Raw genomic sequence first — 19,114 nt, 5'->3', positions numbered from 1 at the left:
TCGATGATTAGCGCTTTTTCTGATTGCCGGGCAATCATCGATTAATTTCGCTTGCGACTTTGGCAGCATTTTGTAATGTGAAGCATATCCCAGTTCAATACTGGCTTGCACAATCAGCACACACCCTCAGCAGGAAAAAAATGCTATGAAAAACGTTGGTTTTATCGGCTGGCGCGGTATGGTCGGCTCTGTACTCATGCAACGCATGGTTGAAGAGCGCGATTTCGACGCTATCCGCCCGGTCTTCTTCTCCACTTCCCAGCTCGGCCAGGCTGCTCCGTCCTTTGGTGGTACCACAGGCACGTTGCAGGATGCTTACGATCTGGAAGCGCTGAAGGCACTCGACATTATTGTGACGTGCCAGGGCGGCGATTATACCAACGAAATCTATCCAAAGCTGCGTGAAAGCGGCTGGCAGGGCTACTGGATTGACGCGGCCTCTTCGCTGCGCATGAAAGACGATGCCATCATCATTCTCGACCCGGTAAACCAGGGCGTCATCACCGACGGCCTGAACAACGGCGTGAAAACCTTTGTCGGCGGTAACTGTACCGTCAGCCTGATGCTGATGTCCCTCGGCGGCCTGTTCGCGCAGGATCTGGTTGAGTGGGTCTCCGTGGCGACCTACCAGGCGGCGTCCGGCGGCGGCGCGCGTCATATGCGCGAGCTGCTGACCCAGATGGGCCAGCTGCACCAAAGCGTTGCGACCGAGCTGGCAAACCCGGCGTCCGCGATCCTCGATATTGAACGTAAGGTCACTCACCTGACCCGCAGCGGCGAGCTGCCGGTGGATAACTTCGGCGTACCGCTGGCCGGTGGCCTGATCCCGTGGATCGACAAACAGCTGGATAACGGCCAGACCCGCGAAGAGTGGAAGGGCCAGGCTGAGACTAACAAAATCCTCGCGACCGCGAACACCATTCCGGTTGACGGTCTGTGCGTGCGTATCGGCGCGCTGCGCTGCCACAGCCAGGCCTTCACCATTAAACTGAAAAAAGATGTGTCTATTCCGACCGTGGAAGAGCTGCTGGCCGCGCACAACCCGTGGGCGAAAGTGGTACCAAACGATCGCGATATCACCATGCGCGAGCTGACCCCGGCTGCCGTTACCGGCACGCTGACCACGCCGGTTGGCCGCCTGCGTAAGCTGAACATGGGGCCGGAGTATCTCTCCGCGTTCACCGTCGGCGACCAGCTCCTGTGGGGCGCCGCCGAGCCGCTGCGCCGCATGCTGCGCCAGCTGGCGTAATAATTTGTTAACTACCGGGGGTGATTTTCACCCCTTTTTTTTGCGTACTACATGGAGTAACACGCGTATGTCTTATTTTTTATCAGGAGTCATCTAGAGCGTTGGCTATGCTTTAAGGAAGAGTCATTTCTTACCTGAGGTTCGAACGGAGCAGAATGGATGCACATTTTTGTGCTGTCCCGTTCAGGTCACATTAAAAGTCGTCCCGGAGCGCTTAAAAAGGACGACATAAAAAACAGGATGAATACCATGTCCGATCGTGTGGATAGAGACGTGATTAATGCGCTTATTGCGGGTCATTTTGCTGACCCCTTTTCTGTGCTTGGGATGCATCAAACTGAGGATGGCCTTGAAGTTAGGGCACTGTTACCGGATGCCACAGAAGTCTGGGTGATTGAACCCAAAACCGGCCGCAAGGTGGGTAATCTTGAATGCCTCGATTCCCGTGGCTTCTTTTCGGGCGTAATGCCCCGCCGTAAAAACCCTTTTCGGTATCAGCTCGCCGTTCTCTGGCACGGTCAGCAAAACCTGATTGACGATCCTTACAGCTTCGGCCCTCTGCTTAAAGAGATGGACGCCTGGCTGCTCTCCGAAGGAACGCATCTTCGCCCTTATGAAACCCTGGGTGCCCATGCCGATACCATGGACGGCATTACCGGCACGCGGTTCTCCGTGTGGGCACCTAACGCCCAGCGCGTCTCCGTTGTCGGCCAGTTCAACTACTGGGACGGTCGCCGCCACCCGATGCGCCTGCGCCGGGAAAGCGGCATCTGGGAGCTGTTTATCCCCGGAGCGCACCCCGGGCAGCTTTATAAATTCGAGATGATCGACGCCAACGGAAAGCTGCGCATTAAAGCCGACCCGTATGCCTTCGAAGCGCAGATGCGCCCGGATACCGCGTCGCTGATTTGCGGCCTGCCGGAGAAGGTCGTCCAGACGGAGGAGCGTAAACAGGCCAACCGTTTTGACGCGCCGATCTCCGTCTATGAGGTACACCTTGGCTCCTGGCGTCGCCACACCGATAACAACTTCTGGCTGAGCTATCGTGAGCTTGCCGACCAGCTGGTGCCCTATGCCAAATGGATGGGCTTTACCCACCTTGAGCTGCTGCCGGTCAACGAGCACCCGTTCGACGGCAGCTGGGGCTATCAGCCCACCGGGCTGTATGCGCCAACGCGCCGCTTTGGCACGCGCGATGACTTCCGCTATTTCATTGATGCCGCGCACGCTGCCGGGCTGAACGTCATCCTCGACTGGGTGCCGGGCCATTTCCCTGTGGATGATTTCGCGCTGGCAGAGTTTGACGGCACGAAGCTGTACGAGCACAGCGACCCGCGCGAAGGCTATCACCAGGACTGGAACACGCTGATCTATAACTACGGTCGCCGTGAGGTCGCAAACTATCTGGTCGGGAATGCCCTGTACTGGATCGAGCGGTTTGGCATTGATGCCCTGCGCGTCGATGCGGTGGCGTCGATGATCTACCGCGACTACAGCCGCAAAGAGGGCGAGTGGATCCCGAACGAGTTTGGCGGCCGTGAAAACCTGGAAGCGATTGAATTCCTGCGCAATACCAACCGCATTATCGGCGAACAGGTGGACGGTGCCGTGACCATGGCGGAAGAGTCGACCGACTTTGCGGGCGTCTCCCGTCCGCCGTCGTTGGGCGGCCTGGGGTTCTGGTATAAGTGGAACCTGGGCTGGATGCACGACACGCTCGACTACATGAAGCTGGATCCGGTTCACCGCAAGTATCATCACGATAAGCTGACGTTCGGAATGCTCTACAACTACACCGAAAACTTCATGCTGCCGCTGTCGCACGATGAAGTGGTGCACGGCAAAAAATCCATTCTCGACCGCATGCCGGGCGACGCGTGGCAGAAGTTTGCCAACCTGCGCGCCTACTACGGCTGGATGTTTGCCTTCCCGGGCAAGAAACTGCTGTTTATGGGCAATGAGTTCGCCCAGGGACGCGAGTGGAACCACGACGCCAGCCTCGACTGGCACCTGCTGGAAGGCGGCGACAACTGGCACCACGGGGTGCAGCGTCTGGTGCGCGACCTGAACCTGACCTACCGCCACCACAAAGCGCTGCACGAGCTCGACTTCGATCCGTACGGCTTTGAGTGGCTGGTAGTGGACGACCACGAGCGCTCGGTGTTTGTCTTTGTGCGTCGTGACAAAGCGGGTAACGAAATCATCGTCGCCAGCAACTTCACGCCGGTGCCGCGCGAACACTACCGCTTCGGCATTAACCAGCCGGGCAAATGGCGCGAGATCCTGAATACCGACTCGATGCACTATCACGGCAGCAACGCCGGTAACGGCGGGCTGGTCCAGAGCGACGCCATCGAAAGCCACGGGCGACCCAACTCCCTGAGCCTGACGCTGCCGCCGCTTGGCACCATCTGGCTGATGCGGGAGGGCGAATGACGCAGCTTACGGCAGGTGAACCCCAACCGCTTGGCGCGCGTTTTGACGGAAAGGGTGTCAATTTCACCCTCTTTTCCGCTCATGCTGAGCGGGTAGAACTGTGCGTGTTTGATGGGGAAGGTAACGAGCACCGTTACGATTTACCCGCGCGCACGGGGGATACCTGGCACGGCTACCTGGCCGGGGGACGGCCAGGCATGCACTATGGCTTTCGCGTGCACGGTCCGTGGGAGCCGGCGCAGGGCCACTGGTTTAACCCGGCGAAGCTTCTGATTGATCCGTGCGCGCACCGCGTGGACGGTGAATTTAAAGACGACCCGCTGTTCCACGTGGGCTACGGCGAGCCCGACCACCGCGACAGCGCGCCCGTCGCGCCAAAAAGCGTGGTGGTGAACGATCTTTATGACTGGGAAGACGATGCCCCGCCGCACACGCCCTGGGGCAATACCGTCATTTATGAAGCCCACGTCAAAGGGCTGACGTACCTGCACCCGTCGATCCCCAAAGAGATGCGCGGCACCTATAAGGCGCTCGGGCATCCCACCATGATCGCCTACCTGAAGCACCTCGGCATCACCGCTCTGGAGCTGTTGCCCGTCGCCCATTTCGCCAGCGAGCCGCGTCTGCAGCGGCTGGGGCTTAGCAACTACTGGGGCTACAACCCGCTGGCGATGTTCGCGCTTGAGCCACGCTATGCCGCCCATCCGGAAAAGGCGCGGGACGAGTTTCGCGATGCGGTGAAGGCGCTCCACGCGGCGGGCATTGAGGTCATTCTGGACGTCGTGCTGAACCACAGTGCTGAAAGCGATCTCGACGGTCCGACGCTCTCCATGCGCGGAATTGATAACCGTAGCTATTATTGGATCAGGCAGGATGGCGATTATGAGAACTGGACCGGCTGCGGTAACACGCTCAACCTCAGCCATCCGGCGGTCACGCATTTTGCTTATGAATGCCTGAAATACTGGGTGGAAACGTTCCACGTCGACGGTTTTCGTTTCGACCTGGCGCCCGTAATGGGGCGCACGCCGGCGTTCAGCCAGCAGGCTCCGCTGTTTGAGGCGATAAAAAACTGTCCGGTGCTTTCGCAGGTGAAGCTCATCGCGGAGCCGTGGGACATCGGGGAAGGTGGTTATCAGGTCGGGAATTTCCCGCCGCTGTTTGCCGAGTGGAACGATCACTACCGCGATGCCGCGCGCCGCTTCTGGCTGGAACGGAATCTGTCGCTGGGGGAGTTCGCCGGACGCTTTGCCGCTTCAAGCGATCTCTTTAAGCGCGACGGCAAACGCCCGTCGGCCACCGTCAATCTGTTGACGGCACACGACGGTTTTACGCTCAGGGACTGCGTTTGTTTCAATCAGAAACACAATGAGGCAAACGGCGAAGAGAATCGCGATGGCACTAACAATAACCATAGCTTTAATCATGGTATAGAAGGGTTAGGCGGAAGCCTGGACGTCATCGAGCGGCGACGCGCCAGCGTTCATGCTTTGCTGACAACGCTTTTATTGTCGCAAGGCACGCCGATGCTGCTGGCAGGCGATGAACACGGCCATAGCCAGCACGGTAACAACAATGCGTATTGCCAGGACAACACGTTAACCTGGCTCGACTGGGGTGAAGCCAACAGCGGGCTGATTCATTTTACCGCTGCGCTGATCCATCTTCGCCAGCAGATCCCCGCGCTGACCGCCGACCGCTGGTGGGAAGAGGGTGACGGCAACGTTCGCTGGTTGAATCAAGACGCGCAACCGTTAAGCGCGCAAGAGTGGCAACACGGCGTACCACGCCTGCAAATCCTGCTGTCGGATAAATGGCTGGTCACGCTGAACGCGACGGATGACGTCGCAGAGATTGTTTTACCTGAAGGGGAATGGCGAGCTGTTCCCCCCTTTGCCGGAGCGGATAATCCGGTAGTAATGGCTGTCTGGCACGGGCCTGCGCACGGAGTGTGCGTATTCCAAAGATGATAAAAAAGGAGTTAGTCATGGTTAGATTAGAGAAGAACGATCCCTTAATGTTGGCGCGCCAGCTACCATTAAAAACGGTTGCCCTGATACTTGCGGGTGGACGTGGTACCCGTCTGAAAGATTTGACCATCAAGCGCGCGAAACCGGCTGTTCACTTTGGTGGTAAGTTCCGTATCATCGACTTTGCGCTCTCCAACTGTCTCAACTCGGGCATTCGCCGTATTGGCGTCATTACGCAGTATCAGTCGCACACGCTGGTTCAGCATATCCAGCGCGGCTGGTCATTCTTCAGCGAAGAGATGAACGAGTTTGTCGATCTCCTTCCCGCTCAGCAGCGCGTCCACGGCGAGAACTGGTACCGCGGAACGGCGGATGCGGTGACGCAGAACCTCGACATCATTCGTCGCTACAGCGCGGAATACATCGTGATCCTCGCCGGGGACCATATCTACAAGCAAGATTACTCCCACATGCTCATCGACCACGTCGAAAAAGGGGCGCGCTGCACCGTAGCGTGTCTGCCTGTGCCCGTTGCTGAAGCGACGGCGTTTGGCGTGATGCATGTGGATGCCGACGACAAAATTATCGACTTTGTTGAAAAACCGGCGAACCCGCCAACCATGCCCGGCGATGACACCAAATCGCTCGCCAGCATGGGGATTTATGTCTTTGATGCAGATTATCTTTATGAGCTGCTGGAAGATGACGACAAAGACGAAAACTCCAGCCACGACTTCGGTAAAGACATCATTCCGAAAATCACGAAAGCTGGCATGGCGTATGCACATCCTTTCCCGCTGTCCTGCGTGCAGTCCGATCCCAATGCGGAACCTTACTGGCGCGATGTGGGAACTCTGGAAGCGTACTGGAAAGCGAACCTCGACCTGGCGTCAGTCACGCCTGAGCTGGATATGTACGACCAGAACTGGCCGATTCGTACCCATATGGAATCGCTGCCGCCGGCCAAATTCGTGCAGGACCGCTCCGGCAGCCACGGTATGACGCTGAACTCGCTGGTGTCCGGCGGGTGCATTATTTCAGGCTCGGTGGTGGTGCAGTCGGTGCTGTTCCCCCGCGTGCGGATAAATTCATTCTGTAATATCGATTCGGCAGTCTTACTGCCTGATGTCTGGGTAGGGCGCTCGTGCCGTCTGCGTCGCTGCGTTATCGATCGTGCCTGCGTCATTCCAGAAGGGATGGTGATTGGTGAGAACGCGGAAGAAGACGCGCGTCGTTTCTATCGTTCGGAAGAGGGGATCGTGTTAGTCACACGGGAAATGTTGCGGAAGCTGCAGATCAAACAGGAGCGATGATGCAGGTTTTACATGTATGTTCTGAGATGTTCCCGTTGTTAAAAACGGGCGGTCTGGCAGATGTTCTGGGTGCATTACCGGCGGCGCAAATCGCCGGAGGCGTGGATACCCGAGTCCTGCTGCCCGCCTTTCCGGATATCCGGCGCGGTATTCCTGATGCAAAAGTGGTGACCCGCCGTGAGACCTTCGCCGGACGCATCACCCTGCTGTTTGGACATTACAATGGCGTAGGGATTTACCTGATCGACGCGCCGCACTTATACGATCGACCGGGCAGCCCGTATCACGATACGAACCTGTTCGCCTACACCGATAACGTGCTGCGCTTTGCGCTGCTCGGCTGGGTCGGGGCAGAAATGGCGACGGGGCTGGATCCGTTCTGGCGCCCGGATGTGGTGCACGCGCACGACTGGCACGCCGGGCTTGCCCCGGCGTATCTCGCGGCGCGCGGCCATCCGGCCAAATCGGTCTTTACCGTGCATAACCTGGCGTATCAGGGGATGTACTATGCCCATCACATGAGTGAAATCGATCTGCCATTATCGTTCTATAACATGCACGGGCTGGAATTTAACGGGCAGATCTCGTTCCTGAAAGCCGGGCTGTACTACGCCGATCACATCACGGCGGTGAGCCCAACCTACGCGCGTGAGATCACCCAGCCGGAGTTTGGCTACGGCATGGAAGGGTTGCTGCAACAGCGCCACCGCGAAGGTCGCCTGTCGGGCATTCTGAACGGCGTGGATGAACAGATCTGGAGCCCGGAAACCGATCTCCTGCTGGCGGCGCGCTATGGACGTGATTCCGTGGAGGACAAAGCGGAAAACAAACGCCAGCTGCAGATTGCGATGGGCCTGAAGGTTAACGACAAAGTGCCGCTGTTCGCGGTGGTCAGCCGCCTGACCAGCCAGAAAGGGCTGGATCTGGTGCTGGAGGCGTTGCCCGGTTTACTGGAGCAGGGCGGACAGCTGGCGCTGCTCGGCGCGGGCGACCCGGTGCTGCAGGAAGGTTTCCTTGCCGCCGCGGCGGAACATCCGGGGCAGGTGGGCGTGCAGATTGGCTACCACGAAGCGTTCTCGCACCGCATTATGGGCGGCGCGGACGTCATCCTGGTGCCGAGCCGTTTCGAACCCTGCGGCCTGACGCAGCTTTACGGCCTGAAATACGGCACCCTGCCGCTGGTGCGCCGTACGGGCGGACTGGCGGATACCGTATCCGATAGCTCTCTGGAAAACCTGGCGGACGGTATCGCCAGCGGGTTTGTCTTTGAGGACAGTAATGCCTGGTCGCTGCTTCGGGCGATTCGGCGTGCTTTCGTCTTGTGGTCCCGTCCATCGCTCTGGCGTTACGTTCAGCGTCAGGCGATGTCCATGGACTTTAGCTGGCATGTCGCGGCGCAGTCATACCGCGATCTCTATCAACGCTTGATGTAACGAGGCGAAGTTACTGATATGAACGCTCCATTTAGCTACTCTTCACCCACGCTCAGCGTTGAGGCGTTAAAGCACTCCATCGCCTACAAGCTGATGTTCACCATCGGGAAAGATCCGGTTATCGCCAACAAGCACGAGTGGCTGAACGCCACCCTGTTTGCGGTGCGTGACCGCTTAGTTGAACGCTGGCTGCGCTCAAATCGCGCCCAGCTCTCGCAGGAAACGCGTCAGGTTTACTACCTGTCGATGGAATTTTTGATTGGCCGCACGCTTTCCAACGCGCTGTTGTCGCTCGGTATTTATGACGACGTCAAAACCGCCCTGGAAGAGATGGGGTTAGATTTAGAAGAACTGATCGACGAAGAGAACGACCCGGGCCTCGGCAACGGCGGCCTGGGGCGTCTCGCCGCCTGCTTCCTCGACTCGCTGGCGACGCTGGCGCTGCCGGGCCGCGGCTACGGTATCCGCTACGACTACGGTATGTTCAAGCAGAACATCGTCGACGGGCGTCAGAAAGAGTCGCCGGACTACTGGCTGGAGTACGGCAATCCGTGGGAGTTTAAGCGCCACAATACGCGCTACAAGGTGCGCTTTGGCGGACGTATTCAGCAGGAAGGCAAAAAATCCCGCTGGGTAGAAACGGAAGAGATCCTGGCTGTGGCCTACGACCAGATTATCCCCGGCTACGATACCGACGCCACCAACACGCTGCGCCTGTGGAGCGCTCAGGCCAGTAGCGAAATCAACCTCGGGAAATTTAATCAGGGTGACTACTTCGCGGCGGTGGAGGATAAAAACCACTCCGAGAACGTGTCCCGCGTGCTGTACCCGGATGACTCGACCTACTCCGGCCGCGAGCTGCGCCTGCGTCAGGAGTATTTCCTCGTTTCGGCGACCATTCAGGACATCCTCAGCCGCCACCATCAGCTGCACAAAACCTACGCCAACCTGGCGGAGAAAACCGCGATCCACCTTAACGACACCCACCCGGTGCTTTCCATTCCGGAGCTGATGCGCCTGCTGATTGACGAGCATAAGTTCAGCTGGGATGACGCGTTTGAAGTGACCTGTCAGGTATTCTCCTACACCAACCACACGCTGATGAGCGAAGCGCTGGAAACGTGGCCGGTGGACATGCTCGGCAAAATCCTGCCGCGCCATCTGCAGATTATCTTTGAGATTAACGACTACTTCCTCAAGACCCTGCAGGAGCAATACCCGAACGATACCGGGCTGCTGAGCCGCGCTTCCATCATTGATGAATCGAACGGGCGCCGCGTGCGCATGGCCTGGCTGGCGGTCGTCATCAGCCACAAGGTCAACGGCGTGTCCGAGCTCCACTCGAACCTGATGGTGCAGTCGCTGTTTGCGGACTTCGCGAAAATCTTCCCGACGCGGTTCTGCAACGTGACCAACGGCGTCACGCCGCGCCGCTGGCTGGCGCTGGCCAATCAGCCGCTCTCTGAGGTGCTGGACGAGAATATCGGCCGTACCTGGCGTACCGACTTGAGCCAGCTGAGCGAGCTGGAACAGCATATTGATTTCCCGACGGTGAACAAAGCCGTGCGCGAAGCCAAGCTGCTGAACAAAAAGCGTCTGGCCGTCTGGCTGGCGATGCACCTCAACGTGGTGGCAAATCCGAAAGCGCTGTTCGACGTTCAGATCAAACGCATCCACGAATACAAGCGTCAGCTGATGAACGTGCTGCACGTGATCACCCATTACAACCGCATCAAGGCCGATCCAACGGCCGAATGGGTGCCGCGCGTGAAGATCTTCGCCGGTAAGGCGGCTTCCGCCTACTACATGGCGAAGCACATTATTCATCTCATCAACGACGTGGCGAAGGTGGTCAACCAGGATCCGGACATTGGCGACAAGCTGAAGGTGGTGTTCATTCCGAACTACAGCGTGAGCCTGGCGCAGATGATCATCCCGGCGGCGGATCTCTCTGAGCAGATTTCCACGGCGGGTACGGAAGCCTCCGGCACCAGTAACATGAAGTTTGCCCTCAACGGCGCGCTGACCATCGGCACGCTGGACGGGGCGAACGTCGAGATGCTGGAGCACGTGGGCGAAGAAAATATCTTTATCTTCGGTAATACGACGGAAGAGGTGGAGGCGCTGCGCAGGAAAGGCTACTCGCCGCGTCAATATTACGAAGAGGATGAAGAGTTACGCCAGGTGCTGACGCAGATCGCGACCGGCGTGTTTAGCCCTGATGAACCGAGCCGCTATCGCGATCTGGTGGATTCGCTGATTAACTTTGGCGATCACTACCAGGTGCTGGCGGATTATCGCAGCTACGTGGACTGTCAGGATAAGGTGGACGAACTGTACCGTCAGCAGGAGAAGTGGACCAGCGCCGCGATGTATAACATCGCCAATATGGGCTATTTCTCGTCCGACAGGACCATCAAGGAGTATGCCGAGACGATCTGGCACATTGATCCGGTGAGGTTGTAAAAACAAAACGGCAACCTCGGTTGCCGTTTTTAGTGTTTGTTCCCTCTCCCTGTGGGAGAGGGTCAGGGTGAGGGCATCAGCCCGCACCGATCGTATTACGACGCCAGCGACAGCTCACGCTTCCCCGCATTTTGCAGCAACCACTGCGCCACGCGAGACTGCTGCTCGGCGTTGAGCCACATCCCTTCTTTGGTACGACGCCAGATAGCATCATCCAGACGACGAACCCACTCGTGCTCAACCAGATAGCGCAGCTCGGCTTCGTACAGCTCGTGGCCAAAATGCTCGCCCAGATCCGCAATGTCCTTCGCATCGCCCAGGAACAGCTCGGTATTGCTGCCGTAGGTGCGGGCATAGTGGCGCGCCATCCCTTCGGTGATGAACGGGAAGCGACGGCGCAGTTTGGCGGCGTAATCATCGCGATTGTCGCCGATATCACCGCCGGGCAGTACCGCGCCTTTGGTCCAAGCCGGGCCAATGCCTTTATAGTACGGCGCCAGTTTTTCCAGCGCGTGCTCGGCCAGCTTGCGGTAGGTGGTCAGCTTGCCGCCAAACACGGAAAGCAGCGGCGCCTGACCGTCAACGTCGTGAATATCGAGCGTATAGTCGCGGGTAATCGCCTGCGGTGAATCAGACTCGTCATCGCACAGCGGACGCACGCCGGAGTAGGTCCAGACCACATCGTCGCGTGACAGCTGCTTCCTGAAGTGCGCGTTATACACTTTGAGCAGGTAGTCCACTTCGCTCTCGTCGATCTCGACATTCTTCGGATCGCCTTTGTACTCCACGTCGGTGGTACCGATGATCGAGAATTCGTCCATCCACGGGATCACAAACACGATGCGCTTGTCTTCGTTCTGCAGAATGTAGGCCTGCTTCTGGGTATGCACGCGCGGCACCACAATGTGGCTGCCCTTGATCAGGCGAATGCCGTACGGCGAAGGCAGATGCATGCCGTCGTCGAAGAACTGCTTCACCCACGGGCCGGTAGCGTTCACCAGGCCGCGTGCTTTCCAGCTGAATTTCTCGCCGGTATCGATGTCTTCCGCTTCCACAATCCACAGGCCGTTTTCACGACGGGCAGAGGTCGCGCGGGTGCGGGTTTTCACCTCGCCGCCTTTCTTCTCAACCATCTGGGCATTCGCCAGCACCAGACGCGCATCGTCCACCCAGCAGTCGGAATATTCGAAACCGCGCACGATTTCAGGCTTAAGGACCGATTCTGAGCCAAAACGCAAACCTTTCGAACCCGGGAGGCTGGTGCGTTTACCCAGATGATCGTACATAAACAGACCGATTCGAATCATCCACGCCGGACGCAGATGCGGGCGATGGGGCAGGCGGAAGCGCATCGGAATAGCCAGATGCGGTGCCATTTTCAGCAGCACTTCACGTTCGGCCAGTGCTTCACTGACCAGGCGGAATTCGTAGTGTTCCAGGTAGCGCAGGCCACCGTGAATCAGTTTGGAGCTGGCGGACGACGTCGCGCAGGCGAGATCGTTAGCTTCCAGCATCAGTACGGATAAACCGCGTCCTGCGGCATCGACCGCAATACCGGCACCGTTGATGCCACCGCCTATCACAATCAGATCTTTGGTTTCCATAACACCCTCATGCACTTTCGTTAAAGCTCAGAAATGTTCGATATCGCTCATAATAGCAAAGGAACGCGCTTTTGGTAACATCAAAAAAACAATTTAGAGTGATATGGATAACATAATGGCGTTTACCCGCCGCCAGGACGTACACTACGGGGTAAAATAGTGCGACTAACTTTTCTCCCTCTCCCCGTGGGAGAGGGCTGGGGTGAGGGCATCAGCGCGCACCCAACCTGAACAACAGAAAGAGAACACCATGGATCAGTTTGAATGTATTAACGTAGAAGAAGCCCACCAGAAGATGCACCAGGGAAAAGCGGTGCTGGTGGACATCCGCGATCCGCAGAGTTTTGCGATGGGCCACACGCCGGGCGCGTTTCATCTCACTAACGACACGCTGGGCGCGTTTATGCGCGATAACGACTTCGAGACGCCGGTCATGGTCATGTGCTACCACGGCAACAGCAGCAAGGGTGCGGCGCAGTATCTGCTTCAGCAGGGCTACGACGCGGTATACAGCGTCGACGGCGGCTTCGATGCCTGGCATCGTCATTTCCCGGCAGAAGTGGAATACGCTTTTGAGCGCTGATCCCGCTATACTGTCCCCTTTTGTGTGGAAATAAGCGACCGCTGCCCATGTTGATGATCACCTCTTTTACCAACCCGCGCGTCGCCCAGGCGTTTGTCGACTATATGGCGACGCAGGGCGTTATTCTGACCATTCAGCAACATACACAGACCGACGTCTGGCTGGCCGACGAGAGCCAGGCCGCGCGCGTAAACGAAGAGCTGGCGCGTTTTCTTGAGAACCCCGGCGACCCGCGCTATCTGGCGGCCAGCTGGCAGTCCGGGCAGACCGACAGCGGATTGCACTACAGCCGTTTTCCCTTCCTCGCCACCATCCGCGAGCGCGCGGGTCCGTTTACTTTGCTGCTGATGGCGGCCTGCATTATCGTCTTCATTATCATGAACGTGGTGGGCGACCAGAGCGTGATGATTGCTCTGGCCTGGCCTTATGACCCATCTCTTGAGTTTGACGTCTGGCGCTACTTTAGCCACGCGCTGATGCACTTCTCGGTGATGCATATCCTCTTCAACCTGCTCTGGTGGTGGTATCTCGGCGGCACCGTTGAAAAGCGTCTGGGCAGCGGCAAGCTGATCGTTATCACCCTTATCAGCGCCCTGCTCAGCGGCTATGTGCAGCACAAGTTCAGCGGGCCGTGGTTCGGCGGGCTGTCGGGCGTCGTGTACGCCCTGATGGGCTATGTCTGGCTTCGCGGGGAGCGCGATCCGGAAAGCGGCATCTATCTGCAGCGCGGATTAATAACCTTTGCGTTAATATGGCTAATTGCCGGATGGTTTGATCTGTTTGGTATGTCTATCGCCAACGGTGCACACGTCGCCGGGCTGGCCGTGGGGCTGGCGATGGCCTTTGCCGACACGCTCCATGCGCGAAAACGAACATAATTCTCAGGGATAATTGATGAAACAAACACAACGTCATGACGCTATTATCGAACTGGTAAAAAAACAGGGATACGTCAGCACCGAAGAGCTGGTGGAGCAGTTTGCCGTCAGCCCACAAACCATCCGTCGTGACCTGAACGACCTGGCCGATCAGAACCGCATTCTTCGCCACCACGGCGGCGCGGCGCTGCCGTCCAGTTCGGTCAATACCTCCTGGCATGACCGTAAAGCCACGCAGACGGCTGAGAAAGAGCGCATTGCCCGCAAGGTCGCCAGCCAGATCCCGAACGGGGCGACGCTGTTTATTGATATCGGCACCACGCCGGAAGCGGTCGCCCATGCGCTGCTGGATCACGAGAACCTGCGCGTGGTCACGAACAACCTGAACGTGGCCAATACCCTGATGCAAAAAGACGACTTCCGCATCATCCTCGCGGGCGGCGAACTGCGCAGCCGCGACGGCGGGATTATCGGCGAAGCGACCCTCGATTTTATCTCTCAGTTCCGCCTCGACTTCGGCATTCTCGGGATCAGCGGCATCGACAGCGACGGCTCGCTGCTGGAGTTTGACTATCACGAGGTGCGCACCAAGCGCGCGATTATTGAGAACTCACGCCACGTGATGCTGGTGGTGGACCATTCGAAGTTTGGCCGAAATGCGATGGTAAACATGGGCAGCATCAGCATGGTGGATGCGGTCTACACCGACGTGATGCCGCCAGCGGGCGTGATGCAGGTGATTAAAGATAATAATTTGCAGCTGGAATTATGCTAGGACTTGTGTCGGGTGGCGCTGCGTTCACCCGACCTACAAAACTTTCTCCCTCTCCCTGTGGGAGAGGGCCGGGGTGAGGGCATCAGACCGCAGAGGTCCTACACGCCATACCCCATCATCTTCAACAGCTGCTGCGCATGCTGTACCGCATCCTGACGATGCGCCACGCCCAGCTTCTGATACAGATTGCGGATATGCGTTTTGATGGTGGTCGCCGCCACCGCCAGCTCGCCGGCAATCTGCTCGTTACTGTAGCCTGAATAGATCAGCCCCAGCACCTGCCATTCGCGCTGGGTGAGCGGGCTGGTGCGGATAAGCTCCGGCACTTCCGGGTGGTTCAGCAAACGTTCAACGAAGTTCTCATCAAAATGCGCGAACTTGTGCCGATGATGCTGGTTAATCTCGCGCAGAATGCGCTGGGCGCGATGCTGATCGAGCTCCGGCAGCGTGTTGAGCTGAATAAGCTGACGCAGCTGCTGCGCCATCACTTCACCTTCAATCACAAAGTGGCTGATAAACCCTGTGCGGTTAGCCAGCTGCAGCGCTTCCAGCAGCACGCGCTGGGCATCGTTTTTACGACCCGCCTGCCAGTAAAGCTGGTTCAGCAGCAGCAGGTTACGGTTCAGGTCGCTCATCAGACGCAGGCTGCGCGCGTTCTCGTTCAGCTCTTCCAGCACAATCTCTGCGGGCTCTATTTCACCGAGCAGGATCTGCGCGCGGGCAATGTTGCGCCACTGGCTCTGCAGGAAGTGGTTGTTAGCAAATTCCGGTTTTGGCGTCTGACGCAGCCAGTTGGCGGCGGATTTTTTATCGCCGGTCATCTGCCAGTAAATCACCCGGACCTTATCGGCGTTAGAGACCCAGTCGCTATGATACTGACCGTTGCCGAGCAGGTTCTCCAGGCGGTTCAGATGGTTGCGGGCGTTATCGAGATCGCCGCGCGCCAGCGAGCATTGCACCAGCAGCGCCAGGCACTGCAGCTGCTGCTGAGGCTGGAAGCTGGAAAGGACATCCACACCCTGGCGGGCGCAGCTTTCCGCTTCATCCAGACGCGACCAGGCCCACAGCAGCTGAGCGCGAATACGCAACAGGAACTCGTGCATCGGCAGCTGTTCCAGGTGCTGTTCACGAATCAGCTGGAACGCTTTTTCCTGGTTTTCCCAGGCGGCCTGCAGGAACCCCTGTGCGAATAAAATCTCGCTCTGTTGGATCAGGCTCCACAGCGCGTAATGCCAGACATCATGACGACGCGCCATCTGTTCGGTTTGCTGCATCAGTGAAAGCGAACGCGTGAGGTCGCCTTTGCAGTGCAGCACTTCGCCGTGCACCGAGGTCGCAACGATGCGGCTGTAGAAGTTAGCCAGCGGCAGTTCATCCAGCGCGACCATCGCCAGCCGTTCAGCTTCGTCCGGGTCGCCGTCGTTAATGGCCACCTGAGCGCGCAGCGCGTTGAACTCGCCGTGCAGGGTGGTATCCATCTCGCTTTCCATCTCCTGCTCGGCGCGCGCCAGCAGGGTGTTCACTTCGCTGTAGCGGTGCTGGCTCTGCATCAGCCAGGCCTGCAGCAGCACCAGACGCGGGTTCTCCAGCAGGCTTTCCCACGGCAGGGCTTTGAGAGACTCTTCCAGCAGCGTCAGCTCGCTGTGGTTAAACAGGCCCCACGCATGATTGAGGAGGATATCGCGCAGCATGCTGGCATCACCGGCGGCCAGCGCGTGGTGGATGGCCTCGCTCGGGAAGCCTTGCGCCATCCAGCTTTCGGCAGCGGCGCGGTGGATCTCCGGCAGTTCAACCGCCAGTTCCCACTGACAGCGCTGGCGCAGGAAGCTGCCAAACAGCGGATGATAGCTAAACCACTCGCCGGGATCGTCCATGCGCGTCAGGAAAAGGCCCTGACGTTCAATCTCTTCGAGCTGCAGCTGGCCGTTTTCACAGCCCGTCACGCGCACAATCAGCGCATCGTTCATGGAACGCAGCAGAGAGCTTTTCAGCAGGAAATTACGTGTCGAGGGATCGACGCTGTCCAGCACCTCATCCACCAGGTAGTCAGAAAGGTGACTGGCGTTGATGCCCGCCAGACGCCGCGCAGACTGATGCGCCGGACTGTTGTTTTGTCGGGCAGAGAGCGCGATAAGCTGCAGCGCCGTGGCCCAGCCGGCAACGTCATCACACAGACGGCTGCTTTCGGCGGCCTCAATCGGTGATGTCAGGCGGCAGTCAAAGAACTGCTTCGCTTCCTGGTGGGTAAAGGCCAACTGCTGGCTGCCCACTTCCAGAAGCTGATCGCGCACGCGCAGGTTGGCAATGCCCAGCTGCGGCAGGTTGCGTGACAGCACCACTAAAGTCAGGTTTTCCGGCTGATGGCGCAGGAAGAAACGCATCGATTCATGAATCACCGGATTCGTGATGAGATGGTAATCGTCGATCACCACGTAAAGCGGGCGATGCCATTCGGCCAGTTCGATAAACAGCTGAGAAAAAAGGGAGGACAGGCTGGCGTACTGGCGCTTTTGCACCATCACCTCACTGGCGACGCAGTGTCCATGGGTGGCTTGCTGTATGGCGGCAATCAGATAGCTGGCAAAACGCTCCTGCTGGTTATCGCCCTCGTCGAGGGAGTACCAGCCAAGATCGCTTTTACCCGCGGCCCATTGCGAAATGAGCGTTGTTTTTCCATAGCCTGCAGGACTCGTAACCAGCGCCAGTCGGAAATTATGCGCGCCGGAAAGTTTAGCCAACAGACGCTCGCGGACCACTGTATGGTCAAGACGAACCGGGCGACTTAATTTAGACGGAATCAACATAGGTTTCACTTCACTGTGGGGAACGAGAGATTTTATTTTTTTTGCGCTTCGTAATTAATACGATATAAGGTCGAACAGAAAGAGAACTATTGCAAGTTATGTCTGGGTTTTGTGGTTCTGAATTTGCACTCTGTCACAAAACATTCAGGCAAATGTTGGAACTTTCTCGAAAGGGCCGTAACGCCGCGTCACCGCTGGCTTGTCTGTATACATTGCCGCTGCGCTGAAACTGGTTTCAGAAAGGTATAGTGACGTCAAATTTAATAAAGTGTGGGTAAAGTTGAGTGAGAGTAATAGTCTCCGGAGATGTAACCCGATGACTAAATTATTATTCTACGTAAGTAATCATTTCAGAACGGATTAATCTCACCCGAAACTGCATTTCATTTCTTTGACATTCTCCCCGATTACTTTTTTATCTTCCGGGCACGCTCGAACTATGCTCTGAGAGTGGCCTCGATCACACTTTTATGCTCATCCCCGCTACTCCTCCCTGTCTAATCCCCCACAGGAGGAGGAAGAGGGGAAATGAGCCAGGCACACTAGCGCCAACTTGTGTTTTCTTTCTAAAGGATGCCGATCCCCTATGTCACAGCCTACCTTCAACAAAGCTCAATTCCAGGCTGCCCTGACGCGTCAGTGGCAGCGTTTTGGCCTTCATGCTGCAAACGAGATGACGCCTCACCAGTGGTGGCAGGCCGTGAGCGGTGCGCTCGCAGAGCAGCTGGATGCTCAACCGGTGGCGAAGCCTGTTAAAGGCCAGCGTCACGTGAACTATATCTCTATGGAATTCCTGATTGGCCGTCTGACGGGCAACAACCTGTTGAACCTTGGCTGGTATCAGGACGTCGGTGACGTCCTCAAAGAACACGAAATTAACCTGACCGACCTGCTCGAAGAAGAGATTGACCCGGCGCTGGGCAACGGCGGCTTGGGACGTCTGGCAGCCTGTTTCCTTGACTCCATGGCGACCGTCGGCCAGTCGGCGATCGGCTATGGTCTGAACTACCAGTACGGCCTGTTCCGTCAGTCGTTTGCCGACGGGCATCAGATGGAAGCGCCGGACGACTGGCATCGCAATACCTATCCGTGGTTCCGCCACAACGCGCAGCTGGACGTACAGGTTGGCATTGGCGGGAAAGTGACAAAGCAGGGTCTCTGGGAACCGGCGTTCACCATTACCGGTGAAGCCTGGGATCTGCCGGTGCTCGGCTACCGTAACGGCGTGGCGCAGCCGCTGCGTCTGTGGCAGGCGAAGCACGCGCATCCGTTTAACCTGACCAAATTCAACGACGGCGATTTCCTGCGCGCCGAGCAGCAGGGCATCGACGCCGAGAAGCTGACCAAAGTCCTCTACCCGAACGACAACCACCTGGCCGGTAAAAAGCTGCGCCTGATGCAACAGTACTTCCAGTGCGCCTGCTCCGTGGCGGACATTCTGCGTCGACATCACCTGGCGGGCCGCAAGCTGGCGCAGCTGCCGGACTTCGAAGTGATTCAGCTCAATGACACGCACCCGACCATTGCGATCCCGGAACTGCTGCGCGTGCTGATCGACGAGCATCAGCTGAGCTGGGACGACGCCTGGGCCATCACCAGCCGT

General features: G+C 57.8%; 12 protein-coding genes. 10 read left to right on the top strand and 2 right to left on the bottom strand.

Annotated features, from left to right (window positions below; genetic code table 11):
* Nucleotides 1-145 precede the first annotated feature (145 nt).
* The 6 genes from asd to glgP all read left to right on the top strand — a co-directional run bounded on the left by asd (nucleotide 146) and on the right by glgP (nucleotide 10,867).
* On the top strand, nucleotides 146-1,249 hold the full coding sequence (asd, locus tag DEO48_RS20695) for an aspartate-semialdehyde dehydrogenase (protein ID WP_023309513.1): 1,104 nt from the start codon (nucleotides 146-148) through the stop codon (nucleotides 1,247-1,249).
* 249 nt (nucleotides 1,250-1,498) lie between these two features.
* Nucleotides 1,499-3,685 (top strand): 1,4-alpha-glucan branching enzyme, encoded by a 2,187-nt coding sequence (gene glgB, locus DEO48_RS20690; RefSeq protein ID WP_109846176.1) that lies wholly within the window; start codon nucleotides 1,499-1,501, stop codon nucleotides 3,683-3,685.
* The gene (glgX, locus tag DEO48_RS20685; RefSeq protein WP_109846163.1) at nucleotides 3,682-5,655 is read left to right on the top strand and encodes a glycogen debranching protein GlgX; all 1,974 of its coding nucleotides are present in this window, start codon (nucleotides 3,682-3,684) and stop codon (nucleotides 5,653-5,655) included. Before glgB ends, glgX begins: the two co-directional genes overlap by 4 nt.
* A 17-nt stretch (nucleotides 5,656-5,672) precedes the next feature.
* Nucleotides 5,673-6,968: a glucose-1-phosphate adenylyltransferase gene (gene glgC, locus DEO48_RS20680; protein ID WP_023309510.1), complete on the top strand. Its 1,296-nt coding sequence runs from the start codon at nucleotides 5,673-5,675 to the stop codon at nucleotides 6,966-6,968.
* On the top strand, nucleotides 6,968-8,401 hold the full coding sequence (gene glgA, locus DEO48_RS20675) for a glycogen synthase GlgA (protein ID WP_023309509.1): 1,434 nt from the start codon (nucleotides 6,968-6,970) through the stop codon (nucleotides 8,399-8,401). The genes glgC and glgA overlap by 1 nt, the downstream gene beginning before the upstream one ends.
* An 18-nt stretch (nucleotides 8,402-8,419) precedes the next feature.
* Nucleotides 8,420-10,867: a glycogen phosphorylase gene (glgP, locus tag DEO48_RS20670; protein ID WP_045355952.1), complete on the top strand. Its 2,448-nt coding sequence runs from the start codon at nucleotides 8,420-8,422 to the stop codon at nucleotides 10,865-10,867.
* 95 nt (nucleotides 10,868-10,962) lie between these two features.
* Here the strand turns inward: glgP and glpD are convergent, their stop codons facing one another.
* Entirely contained in the window at nucleotides 10,963-12,471 is a 1,509-nt protein-coding gene (gene glpD, locus DEO48_RS20665) for a glycerol-3-phosphate dehydrogenase (protein WP_109846162.1), read from the bottom strand.
* Nucleotides 12,472-12,721: 250 nt separating this feature from the next.
* Between glpD and glpE the strand changes: the two genes are divergently transcribed.
* Genes glpE through DEO48_RS20650 form a run of 3 tightly spaced genes read left to right on the top strand, consistent with a single transcriptional unit; the run spans nucleotide 12,722 to nucleotide 14,707 of the window.
* Nucleotides 12,722-13,054 carry a thiosulfate sulfurtransferase GlpE gene (glpE, locus tag DEO48_RS20660; RefSeq protein ID WP_006177908.1) on the top strand — a complete coding sequence of 111 codons (333 nt, stop codon included), beginning with the start codon at nucleotides 12,722-12,724 and terminating at the stop codon, nucleotides 13,052-13,054.
* 47 nt (nucleotides 13,055-13,101) lie between these two features.
* Nucleotides 13,102-13,932, top strand: a complete 831-nt coding sequence (glpG, locus tag DEO48_RS20655) for a rhomboid family intramembrane serine protease GlpG (RefSeq protein WP_109846161.1) — start codon at nucleotides 13,102-13,104, stop codon at nucleotides 13,930-13,932.
* A 16-nt stretch (nucleotides 13,933-13,948) separates the two neighbouring features.
* The gene (locus DEO48_RS20650; RefSeq protein ID WP_008503060.1) at nucleotides 13,949-14,707 is read left to right on the top strand and encodes a DeoR/GlpR family transcriptional regulator; all 759 of its coding nucleotides are present in this window, start codon (nucleotides 13,949-13,951) and stop codon (nucleotides 14,705-14,707) included.
* 98 nt (nucleotides 14,708-14,805) lie between these two features.
* Here DEO48_RS20650 and malT read toward each other — a convergent pair whose 3' ends face one another.
* Nucleotides 14,806-17,511 carry an HTH-type transcriptional regulator MalT gene (malT, locus tag DEO48_RS20645; RefSeq protein ID WP_023309505.1) on the bottom strand — a complete coding sequence of 902 codons (2,706 nt, stop codon included), beginning with the start codon at nucleotides 17,509-17,511 and terminating at the stop codon, nucleotides 14,806-14,808.
* A 586-nt stretch (nucleotides 17,512-18,097) separates the two neighbouring features.
* Here malT and DEO48_RS20640 point away from each other — a divergent pair.
* Nucleotides 18,098-19,114, top strand: a 1,017-nt coding sequence (locus DEO48_RS20640) for a glycogen/starch/alpha-glucan phosphorylase (protein ID WP_181367036.1), incomplete at its 3' end; no start/stop codon positions are given.

Origin of the sequence: Enterobacter sp. CGMCC 5087 (assembly GCF_003144775.1) — a bacterium.
Lineage (GTDB): Bacteria > Pseudomonadota > Gammaproteobacteria > Enterobacterales > Enterobacteriaceae > Enterobacter > Enterobacter cloacae_M.
Note: the sequence above shows the minus strand (reverse complement) of the source record. Positions and strands in the feature narration are given on the sequence as shown.

Bases quoted from the DNA above. Each gene is read 5' to 3' on its own strand.
- glpE (WP_006177908.1), top strand. From the start codon at position 12,722: ATGGATCAGTTTGAATGTATTAACGTAGAAGAAGCCCACCAGAAGATG.
- asd (WP_023309513.1), top strand. From the start codon at position 146: ATGAAAAACGTTGGTTTTATCGGCTGGCGCGGTATGGTCGGCTCTGTA.
- glpG (WP_109846161.1), top strand. From the start codon at position 13,102: ATGTTGATGATCACCTCTTTTACCAACCCGCGCGTCGCCCAGGCGTTT.
- malT (WP_023309505.1), bottom strand. From the start codon at position 17,511: ATGTTGATTCCGTCTAAATTAAGTCGCCCGGTTCGTCTTGACCATACA.
- glgP (WP_045355952.1), top strand. From the start codon at position 8,420: ATGAACGCTCCATTTAGCTACTCTTCACCCACGCTCAGCGTTGAGGCG.
- glpD (WP_109846162.1), bottom strand. From the start codon at position 12,471: ATGGAAACCAAAGATCTGATTGTGATAGGCGGTGGCATCAACGGTGCC.
- glgB (WP_109846176.1), top strand. From the start codon at position 1,499: ATGTCCGATCGTGTGGATAGAGACGTGATTAATGCGCTTATTGCGGGT.
- DEO48_RS20650 (WP_008503060.1), top strand. From the start codon at position 13,949: ATGAAACAAACACAACGTCATGACGCTATTATCGAACTGGTAAAAAAA.
- glgX (WP_109846163.1), top strand. From the start codon at position 3,682: ATGACGCAGCTTACGGCAGGTGAACCCCAACCGCTTGGCGCGCGTTTT.
- glgA (WP_023309509.1), top strand. From the start codon at position 6,968: ATGCAGGTTTTACATGTATGTTCTGAGATGTTCCCGTTGTTAAAAACG.
- glgC (WP_023309510.1), top strand. From the start codon at position 5,673: ATGGTTAGATTAGAGAAGAACGATCCCTTAATGTTGGCGCGCCAGCTA.